The organism is Monashia sp. HAY1-2A (genome assembly GCF_056755315.1).
In genome coordinates this window covers 1-9,464 of sequence record NZ_JBNDHY010000160.1, presented here as the reverse complement: position 1 = coordinate 9,464, position 9,464 = coordinate 1, and the positions used below count along the sequence as shown (strand labels likewise).

At 73.4% G+C, this 9,464-nt stretch carries 9 protein-coding genes and 1 pseudogene; 5 read left to right on the top strand and 5 right to left on the bottom strand.

The annotated features are described in order from the left end of the window. A pseudogene (locus tag ACPYOM_RS18460) lies at positions 1–349 on the bottom strand (NAD(P)/FAD-dependent oxidoreductase); the annotation flags it as partial. A gap of 10 nt (positions 350–359) precedes the next feature. Further along, on the bottom strand, positions 360–1,235 hold the full coding sequence (locus ACPYOM_RS18455; RefSeq protein ID WP_481342788.1) for a phosphatase PAP2 family protein: 876 nt from the start codon (positions 1,233–1,235) through the stop codon (positions 360–362). 55 nt (positions 1,236–1,290) lie between these two features. On the opposite strand from ACPYOM_RS18455, the gene ACPYOM_RS18450 reads away from it, so the two are divergent. The 3 genes from ACPYOM_RS18450 to ACPYOM_RS18440 are packed head-to-tail and all read left to right on the top strand — an operon-like array spanning position 1,291 to position 2,878. Beyond that, entirely contained in the window at positions 1,291–1,671 is a 381-nt protein-coding gene (locus ACPYOM_RS18450; RefSeq protein ID WP_481342789.1) for a VOC family protein, read from the top strand. Next, positions 1,668–2,246 carry an N-acetyltransferase family protein gene (locus ACPYOM_RS18445; protein ID WP_481347069.1) on the top strand — a complete coding sequence of 193 codons (579 nt, stop codon included), beginning with the start codon at positions 1,668–1,670 and terminating at the stop codon, positions 2,244–2,246. Before ACPYOM_RS18450 ends, ACPYOM_RS18445 begins: the two co-directional genes overlap by 4 nt. Positions 2,247–2,290: 44 nt before the next feature. Next, entirely contained in the window at positions 2,291–2,878 is a 588-nt protein-coding gene (locus tag ACPYOM_RS18440; RefSeq protein ID WP_481342790.1) for a DNA-3-methyladenine glycosylase I, read from the top strand. Between the two features lie 8 nt (positions 2,879–2,886). On the opposite strand, the gene ACPYOM_RS18435 is transcribed toward ACPYOM_RS18440, so the two are convergent. Beyond that, entirely contained in the window at positions 2,887–4,461 is a 1,575-nt protein-coding gene (locus ACPYOM_RS18435; protein WP_481347068.1) for a phytoene desaturase family protein, read from the bottom strand. Positions 4,462–4,768: 307 nt separating this feature from the next. Here ACPYOM_RS18435 and ACPYOM_RS18430 point away from each other — a divergent pair, with 307 nt between their 5' ends. Beyond that, positions 4,769–6,562: an AMP-binding protein gene (locus tag ACPYOM_RS18430; RefSeq protein WP_481347067.1), complete on the top strand. Its 1,794-nt coding sequence runs from the start codon at positions 4,769–4,771 to the stop codon at positions 6,560–6,562. Here the strand turns inward: ACPYOM_RS18430 and ACPYOM_RS18425 are convergent. Further along, positions 6,552–8,267, bottom strand: coding sequence for a metallophosphoesterase family protein (locus ACPYOM_RS18425; protein ID WP_481347066.1), 1,716 nt, complete (start codon positions 8,265–8,267; stop codon positions 6,552–6,554). The two genes, ACPYOM_RS18430 and ACPYOM_RS18425, sit on opposite strands and share 11 nt — an antisense overlap. A gap of 166 nt (positions 8,268–8,433) precedes the next feature. Between ACPYOM_RS18425 and ACPYOM_RS18420 the strand changes: the two genes are divergently transcribed. After that, complete coding sequence (locus ACPYOM_RS18420) at positions 8,434–8,658, top strand: hypothetical protein (RefSeq protein ID WP_481342794.1); 225 nt, start codon at positions 8,434–8,436, stop codon at positions 8,656–8,658. Positions 8,659–8,758: 100 nt separating this feature from the next. Here the strand turns inward: ACPYOM_RS18420 and ACPYOM_RS18415 are convergent, their stop codons facing one another. Continuing rightward, positions 8,759–9,307, bottom strand: a complete 549-nt coding sequence (locus ACPYOM_RS18415) for a bacterial proteasome activator family protein (RefSeq protein WP_481347070.1) — start codon at positions 9,305–9,307, stop codon at positions 8,759–8,761. Positions 9,308–9,464 lie beyond the last annotated feature (157 nt).

Genomic DNA, 9,464 nt, shown 5'->3' with positions numbered 1-9,464 from the left:
GACCGCGGGGCATGAGCAGGTAGGCGTCGTACTTGCCCTTGGCCATGCCGCCGCGGAGCCGGTCCGCGTCCTCGCGGAACGTCGACACGTGGCTGGCGATGACGCGCCGGGCCGTCGGCACCGTGGCGCGCCACCAGTGGAAGGCCTCGAGGACCTCCGCGTCGGGCAGCCGCGACTCGGTGACGAACATCGCGACCTGGCCGCCCTCGGCGACGACGCGGCGCGCCTCGAGCTTGGCCTCGTGGGCCGAGGTGGCCGTCGGCAGCTCGTAGTCGCGCTCATAGCGGAAGAACTCGTCGCGCAGCTGCTCGCAGCGGGTCTCGGACACGAGGATGATCGCCGGCTTCACCCTGCCGATCCTAGGAGGAACGTGGCGCCCCGGGTATGGCCCCCGGATCCGCTGACGCCGACGCGGCCGCCGGGCGCTCGCGCAACGTGAGCCAGAGCCGGTGGGCCGTGATGACGGCGAGGGCCCAGGCCAGACCGATGAGCCACCCGGCGAGGACGTCGGTGAGCCAGTGGTGGCCGAGGAACACCCGCGACAGGCCCATCGACAGGACGAAGAGCGTGCCCACGGTGACGGCGACGACGCGCTGCCACGCGGCGGTCGTCTCGATGAGGAGGAGGTAGACGACGACGGTCGTCAGCACCGTGGCGTTGAGGGTGTGACCGCTCGGGAACGACGCTGACACCTCGAGCGGCGGAACCGCGAGCGACGCCGGCGGTCGGGCGCGGTCGACGAAGCCCTTGCCGACGACGGTCATGGCGAGCGAGCCGGCCGCCGAGACGGCCGCCACGACGACCGGCGTCCACCGGCGCCGGCGCCACGTGATGACCGCGACGACGACGGTGGCCAGGATCGGCATGCCGACGGGCCCGCCGACGTCGGTGAACGCGGTGACGGCAGAGTCGAGCCCGGGCGAGCGCAGCGACACCGCGGTGTCGAGGACCGGCTGGTCGACCACCGTGAGGCCGTCGCGTCCGACGACGCCCTCGTAGAGCGTCTCGACGCCCTCGACGAGCGCCGCCATGACGACCAGGGCAACGACGGTGAAGACGACGAACGCCACGTGGGCAGCGGACCACGAGGCGACGCGTCGCGCCGTCGGTCGCGACGCGCGCGCGACGGCGGCGAAGACGCCGACCAGCCACCGCCCGAGGCGGGTGTGCCACGCGGTGAGGTCACGCGCGCCGATCGTGTCGTCGGGTGTGTGCCGGTGCGCGTGCTCTGCCACGCCCGGTTCCTTACCCGGTGACCGGTGTCGGCGACCCGGCGTAGGGTCCGGGGCCATGACCGCCGCCGTCGCGCCGCTCGCGTCCATCTCGATCGACTGCCCCGACCCCGACGCCATCGCCCCCTTCTACCGCGCGCTGCTCGGGCTGGAGGAGGCGTTCGCCACGCCCGACCGAGGCGTCGTCTGCCTCTCCGGCGCGGGGCCGATGCTGACGCTCATGCGGGTCGACGCGTACGAGGCGCCGACGTGGCCGGACGGCCCGCAGCGCCAGCAGCTGCACCTCGACCTCGCCGCGGACGACCTCGATGCGTGCGTGTCCAAGGCGCTGGAGCTCGGTGCCCGCGAGGCCGGCCACCAGCCGGCCCCCGACCAGTGGCGCGTCATGCTCGACCCCGTGGGGCACCCGTTCTGTCTCAGCGCGGTGCGCCCCGGATGACCGTCGTCGTGCGGCCCGCGACCAGGGACCGGTTCGACGACGTCGCGACGATGCTCGGGCCGAGGAACCCGACCTCGAGCGTCTGCTGGTGCCTGAGCCACCGTCTTCCGGCGAAGGAGAACCGCGCGCTCCTCGGCCCGGCGCGCGGTGCGTACGTCCGCAGCCTGTGCGAGCGCGACGTCGCGCCCGGGGTGCTGGCCTACGACGGCGCCGAGGTCGTCGGGTGGGCGGCCGTCGCCCCCCGGTCCGAGCTGCCGTTCGAGCGCTCGCGTCTGATCCCGCACGTCGACGAGCTGCCGGTCTGGTCGGCGTGGTGCATCCGCGTGCGGCCCGGGCACCGCGGACGCGGCTTGGCCCTGCCGCTGCTCGAGGGTGCGGTCGCCTACGCCCGGCAGCTCGGGGCGCCTGCGGTCGAGGGCTACCCGGTCGACAACCGGGGCGCGAAGGTCGACCTGACGATGGCCTACGTCGGCACCCGGGCCCTCTTCGAGCGGGCCGGCTTCACCAAGGCCGCCGACACCGGCTCGGTGTCGGCAGGGTTCCCACGCGTGCTCATGCGCCTCGACCTGCGGTGAGGCGCGGTGAGCCCGATGTCCCCGCCGCGTCGTAGGGTCACCGCATGACGGTCGTCGGAACCGACGGTCTGGCGCGCCCGCTGTGGGCCTCGTCCGACCCGCTGCTCATGGACTACTACGACACCGAGTGGGGCATGCCGGTCCGCGACGAGCAGGGCCTCTACGAGCGCATCTGCCTCGAGGGCTTCCAGTCCGGCCTCTCCTGGGCCACCATCCTGCGCAAGCGGCCGGCCTTCCGGGCCGCCTTCGCCGACTTCGACCCCGACGTCGTCGCCACGTTCACCGACGCCGACGTCGAGCGGCTCATGCAGGACGCCGGCATCGTGCGCAACCGGATGAAGATCACCGCGACGATCCAGAACGCGCGCGCCACCGTCGCCCTTCGCCGCGAGGGCGGGCTCGTCGAGCTCGTGTGGTCGTTCCGACCTGCCGACACCCCCCGCCCCACGGACCACTCCGAGGTCCCCACCGTCTCGGAGGAGAGCAAGGCCCTCTCGAAGGCCTTGCGCAAGAAGGGTTTCGCCTTCGTCGGGCCGACGACGATGTACGCCCTCATGGAGGCCGTCGGCATCGTCGACACGCACCTGGTCACGAGCCACCGGCGCGGTACGAGCGGCGTCTGGCCCGACTGACGGCGGGCTCAGCCGTCCAGGACGGCACGGGCCGCGTTGTGCCCCGGGATGCCGCTGACCCCGCCGCCGCGCCGAGCGCCCGCTCCCGCGAGCAGGAGCGAAGAGTACGGCGTCTCGACCCCCCACGTGCCGACCTCCGGGTCACGCTCGGCCCACGGCCACTGCAGCGACCGGTGGAAGATGTTGCCGCCCGGCAGGCCGAGCGAGCGCTCGAGGTCCACGGGGCTCCTCACCTCGAGGCACGGCCGGCCGTCGGCGTCGCGCAGCAGGACGTCCTCGATCCGCTCGGCGAGGACCGAGTCGAGCGAGCGCAACGTCGCCGCCAGGGCGGCCGCCGTCGCGGCGTCGTTGTCCTCGCGGAACAGCCGGGCCGGCAGGTGGAGGCCGAACAGCGTCAGCGTCTGCGCGTCCGAGGCGGCGAGTCGGGGGCCGAGGATCGAGCGGTCGCTCAGGGTGTGGCAGTAGACCTCGCACGGCGGCAGGTCGGGGATGCGTCCGGCGGCGGCCGCGGCGTAGGCGTCCTCGAGCTGGCGGTAGCCCTCGTTGACGTGGAAGGTGCCGGCGAAGGCGGCCCGGGGATCGGCGCTCGGGTCGCGCAGCCGCGGCAGCCGCGTCAGGAGCATGTTGACCTTGAGCTGGCTGCCCTCGACGTCGTCCTCGGTCGGCACGGGGTCGGCGCCGGCGGCGGCGAGCAGCCGGTTGAGGACGGTGGGCGCACAGGCGGCGAGCAGCGAGGTGCCCCGGACACGGCCGCCGGCGCTGCCGGCGTCGATCCCGCTGCCGCCGGCCCACGCGACCTCGCCCGTCGACGGGTCGAGGCTCGTGACGTCTGCCCCGGTGACGATGCTCGCCCCGGCCTCGACCGCGGCCCGGGCGAGCGCGTCGGTCAGGGCGCCCATGCCGCCGACGGGCACGTCCCAGTCGCCGGTGCCACCGCCGACGAGGTGGTAGAGGAAGCACACGTTCTGGCGGAGGTCGTCACCGCGCAGTGAGGCGAACGTGCCGATGAGGGCGTCGGTGGCGATGATGCCGCGGAGGGTGTCGTCGTCGGTCACCGACTCGACCAGCTCACCGACCGGGCGCGTCGTCAGCGCGTCGAACAGCTCGGGGTCGCCCGACAGGCCGCGGACGTGCTCGCGACTGGCCAGCGGCTCGAGAACCGTGGGGAAGACCTTCGCGGCGAGTCCTGCCATGCGGCCGTAGAGCTCGGTCCACCCCGCCCAGGCGTCCTCGCCGCCGGTGAGGTCCCGGAAGGCGGCCCGCGTCGCGGCGGCGTCCGCGGTGTCGACGAGCAGACCCCGCCGGGGGTCGGCCGGCACCGGCGTGTACGAGGAGTAGCGGCGGCGGACCAGCTGCACGTCGAGGTCGAGGTCGGTGAGGATCTTCCGGGGCAGCAGCGACACGAGGTAGGAGTAGCGCGACAGCCGAGCGTCGACACCGGCGAAGGCGCGCGCCGACACTGCGGCACCACCGACGTGCTCGCCCCGCTCGAGCACGAGGACCCGGCGACCCGCGCGGGCGAGGTACGCGGCCGCGGTCAGGCCGTTGTGACCGGCGCCGATGACGATGTCGTCGTAGTGCACCCCCGTCACCCTAGCCACCACGCTGAACCCGGAACACACCGAGAAGCAGCCAACGCGACCGGGAGTACCGGGTGGCGGTTGGCTCCTGCTCGGTGTGTTGCGGGGGGCGGGGGGCGCGACCTGACCGAACTGGGCGGCCTCGTGCTCGTCGCCGCCGGAGTCCTCGCCGTCGCCGCCGCTCGCCGAGGAGCGTCGCCGACGCGCCGGCCGGGACGAGACGTACTGACGCGTCCCGGCGCCGACCGTGTGAGGTGACCGATGCGTCCGTCCCCTTCTGGAGCGGGTCGCCGCGTGGCAAGGTCGGAGCATGACCGACGTGACCGACGCACCCTCGACGACGAGCGCGACCGACGCCTACCGCGCCGCCCGGGACCGGCTGCTCGACCTGCGCGGTGACCACGCCCGCGCCGTCGCCGAGTTCGCGTGGCCGGAGCTCGGCGACCGGTTCTGCTGGGCCGTCGACTGGTTCGACGCGATCGCGCGCGGCAACGACCGGCCCGCGCTGACGATCGTCGAGGAGGACGAGTCGTCCTCGACGGTCAGCTTCGACGACATGGCCCGCCGCTCGGACCGCGTCGCGGCCTGGCTCGGGTCGCTCGGCGTGCGCCGCGGTGACTCGGTGATCCTCATGCTCGGCAACCAGGTCGAGCTGTGGGAGACGATGCTGGCCGTCATGAAGCTCGGCGCCGTCATCGTGCCGACGACGACGGCCGTCGGCCCCGGCGACCTCGCCGACCGGATGGAGCGGGTCAGCGCCCGGGCCGTCGTGACCAACGCGTCGGAGGTGCACAAGCTCGACGAGCTCCCCGGTGACTACGTCCGCGTCGCGGTCGGCAGCGACCCCTCCGGCGATCGTTCCGGCGACCCATCCAGCGGGGCGCCCGAGGGGTGGCACTCCTTCGCCGACGCCCACGCGTCCGACGCCGGTCCCGCGCGGCACCCGGGCACCGGACCGGACGACCGGCTGCTGCTCTACTTCACCTCCGGCACGACGAGCCGGCCCAAGCTCGTCGAGCACACCCAGCGCTCCTACCCCGTCGGGCACCTGACGACGATGTACTGGCTCGGGCTGCGGCCCGGCGACGTCCACCTCAACATCAGCAGCCCGGGCTGGGCGAAGCACGCGTGGTCCTCGTTCTTCGCGCCGTGGATCGCCGAGGCGACGATCTTCGTCTACAACTACGCCCGTTTCGACGCCGCCGCGCTGCTGCGCGTCCTGCGCGACCACGCGGTCACCTCGCTGTGCGCGCCGCCGACCGTGTGGCGGATGCTCATCAAGAGCGACCTGTCGGGCGGGCCCGGTGCGCTGCGCGAGGTCGTCGGTGCCGGCGAGCCGCTCAACCCGGAGGTCATCGCGCAGGTGGAGAAGGCGTGGGGGCTGACGATCCGCGACGGCTACGGCCAGACCGAGACGACACTGTCGGTGGGCAACACACCCGGGTCCCTCGTCAAGCCGGGCTCGATGGGTCGGCCGCTGCCCGGCTACCCGGTCGTGGTGGTCGACCCCGTCACCACCCTGCCGGTCACCGAGGCCGACCCGGACGGCAACCGCGAGGGCGAGATCTGCCTCGACCTGACGCACCGGCCCGTGCCGCTCATGACCGGCTACCAGGGCGACGAGACGCGCAACGCCGAGGCGATGGCCGGCGGTTTCTACCACACCGGCGACGTCGCGTCCGTCGACGCCGAGGGCTACATCTCCTTCGTCGGCCGGACCGACGACGTCTTCAAGGCCAGCGACTACAAGATCAGCCCGTTCGAGGTCGAGTCGGTCCTCATCGAGCACCCGGCCGTCGCGGAGGCGGCCGTCGTGCCGGCCCCCGACCCGGTGCGTCTGGCCGTGCCCAAGGCCTACATCGCCCTCGCCCCCGGCCACGAGCCCGGGGAGGAGACGGCCCGTTCCATCCTCGCCCACGCCCGCGAGAAGCTCGCGCCGTGGCAGCGTGTCCGCCGCATCGAGTTCTACGAGCTGCCCAAGACGATCTCGGGAAAGATCCGTCGGGTCGAGCTGCGCGGACGCGAGAACGACCTCGACGCGTCGGGTGCCACCCAGCCGCAGGACGAGTGGCGCGACGACCAGTTCCCCGACCTCAGGGGCTGACGCCTCCCGGGACCCGCACCGTGGAGGTGGTCGGGATCGGCGTCCCCGGCGTCGCCGGTGTCGTGGCGCCCCCCGGTGCGGTCGTCGCACCGACGTCCTCGGGGGTCGGCACCGGCAGCGTCCGCAGGGTCGTCTCGTCCACGCGTCCGCACGTCCGGGTCGCCGCCTTCGCCGGCTCGCCCGGCTGGGCCGTGGACCGCTCGGGCCGGTAGGGGTCGATGCGGGCGCCGCTGATGACCTCGACGCTGTCGTAGGCGGGGCGGCCCTCGAGGAGGTTGCGGAAGGTGTAGCGGGTCAGGGAGTTAAGCTCGCAGGCGTTGCCGAAGGCGAGGATGTCGAAGGCGTACGGCTGGCCGTTGAGCTCCTCGCCCTGCCCCTCGGCGTAGTGGGCGACGACGCCGCCACCGGTGAAGGTGCCGACCTGGATCCGGTTGCCGTCGAGCTTCGGCGTGTGCATGTGGCCGTTGACGAGGAGGCGACCCTTCTCGACGCCCTGCGTGGCGTAGGGCTCGTGGGCGACGACGACGTCCGGCTCGGGCTGGTCGGCCATCGTCGCGTTGTACCGGTCGACCGCGGGCTTCTCCTTCGCGACGGGGTCCTCGTTGTCGTCGCCGAAGAACCGCGGGTCGTTGAAGCCGGTGATCCGCAGCCCGTGGAACGACAGCTCGCGCAGCGCGCCCCGGCCGTCCTCGAGGAGCACGACGTTGGGGATGCGGCCGAGGCGGTCGACGAGTGCACGGTCGGTCGCCGAGGACTGGTCGTGGTTGCCGCTGACGAAGACGTACGGCACACCCAGTCGCTGGATCGAGCGGAAGATGCCGGCCGCCTCGGCCTCCTGGACGCGTCCGAAGTTGATGAGGTCACCGCTGTCGATGACGGCGTCGATGCCCTCCTCCTCGACGATCGTGCGCATGAGGGCGTACTGGTTGGCGCCGTGGATGTCGGAGACGAGCAGGATGCGCGCCGACACCGGCTCGCTGACGCTGCCCTGGACGTACTTCTGCTGGAGGGCCTGCGTCACGGCGAGCAGGTTGCGGAAGTAGGGCGTCACCTGCGCGGCCCGGGCCTCGACGTCGGCGAGCAGCCCGGCGTTGCGCTGGACGACGCCGAGGACCCCGGTCGTGCGGTACTCGGCGAACCGCGCCGGCTGGTAGGTCACCGCGATCCCGCCGAAGGTGCCGGCGCACGCGACGACCATGGCCGAGGCGACGAACGCGACGTGGTGCCGCCGGGTGGTGCGCTGGCGGATGTAGTGGGACGCGAGGGACAGGAGCACCGCGATGGCGAGGGCGCCGAGCAGGAAGCGGACGCCGACGCCGACCGCCGCCTGCGTGATGGCGCCGGAGACCTCGTCCCCCGAGGGCTGGAGCGACCGGATGTCGACGTCGGGCCGGGTGAAGAGGTTGGTGATCTCCTCGCGCACGGCGACCTGCACGTCGAGGCCCGGCGCGAGGATCGGCGAGGCGAAGGCGACGTCGACGTCCCCGATGATCGTCGGGGAGTGCAGCACGGCCGTGTGCCGCGGGATGGGGTCGAGGCGCAGCACCGCCCGGTACTGCGACGTCTCGACGACGGTCGGGGCGAGGTTGGTCGCGGCCACCCCGCCGAGGTAACAGGCGGCGAGGACCGCGACCCAGCTGAGCACGTGCGACCCGCGGCGCAGCCAGTGGCCGTCGCCGGACAGCAGGTCCCGCACGCGTCGCACCGCCTCACCCTAACCGGCGGATGCGGCGCGCCCTCCGACGTGTCGGGCGTGCCGAGCAGCCCGTGGCCGACGTCCGAAGTGTCCGCCTCGACGGCGACGCGCCGACGCCGCCGAGACACCGGGCGTTCACCTGCGGCTGCTGGCATCGGACCGGAAGGGAGGAGCCATGGGTCCAGCTCGCCGCCGCCACGTCGTCGTGGTCCTGCTCGTCGCCTACGTCGTGCTGCTCCTCTTCGGGCGGAGGGTCCTCGGTGAGGACGCCGGCGTCGCCGTGCTCGTGGGCAGCTTCGTCCTCGGGTTCGCGTGGCTGACCCTGCTCGTCGCGCCCTGGGCGGCCCGCGGGCGACCGCGTCCGCGCAGTGCCGTGCGCGGGTCCCGTCCGCGTCGGTGACCCACCCTCACGAGTCGAGGTGATCCGTCGCGGTCGGGCGCGAGCGGATACCTCAACCGCGGGTGGCTCGCGGGTGGCGCAGACGCTGCTCAGGGGTGGCTCAGAGGTACTGGCCGGTGGGACCGCTGTCAGCCTGCGGGTGGTGGCCCGGGTGCACGCCGGGGGGTGTGCCGTACGACGCGCCGGGGCCCGGGGGCAGCGCCCGCATCTGCTGGAGCTGCTGCTGGGCCGCCATCTGCTGGGCGACGAGCGCGGTCTGGATGCCGTGGAACAGGCCCTCGAGCCAGCCGACGAGCTGGGCCTGGGCGATGCGCAGCTCGGAGTCGCTCGGCTCGTCGCTGCGGAAGGGTAGCGCGATGCGGTCGAGCTCCTCGACGAGCTCGGGCGCGAGGCCGCCCTTGAGCTCCTCGAGGGACCGGTGGTGGATGTCCGCGAGACGGCGCCGCCCGGCCTCGTCGAGAGGAGCGTTGCGCACCTCCTCGAGCAGCTGCTTGATCATCGAGCCGATGCGCATGACCTTGGCCGGCTCCTCGACGAGGTCCGCCGGGTTGGTCCGCTCGCGGTCCTCCTCGTCCCGGCCCCGGCCGGTGCCGTCCGCGTCGCCTGCCCGGTCGTCGCCGTCGCCGCCGGGGCCGGCGGAGACCCCCATGCCGTCGGGGGTCACGACGACGACGCGCTGCTGCTCGTTGCCGCCCGCGTCGCCCGAGCCGTCGGGCCGGCCGCCCCACGTGCTGCCGGTGCTCCCCGTGCTGCCGGTGCTGCCAGGTCCCTGTCTCTTATACACATCTGACGCTGCCGACGACGGA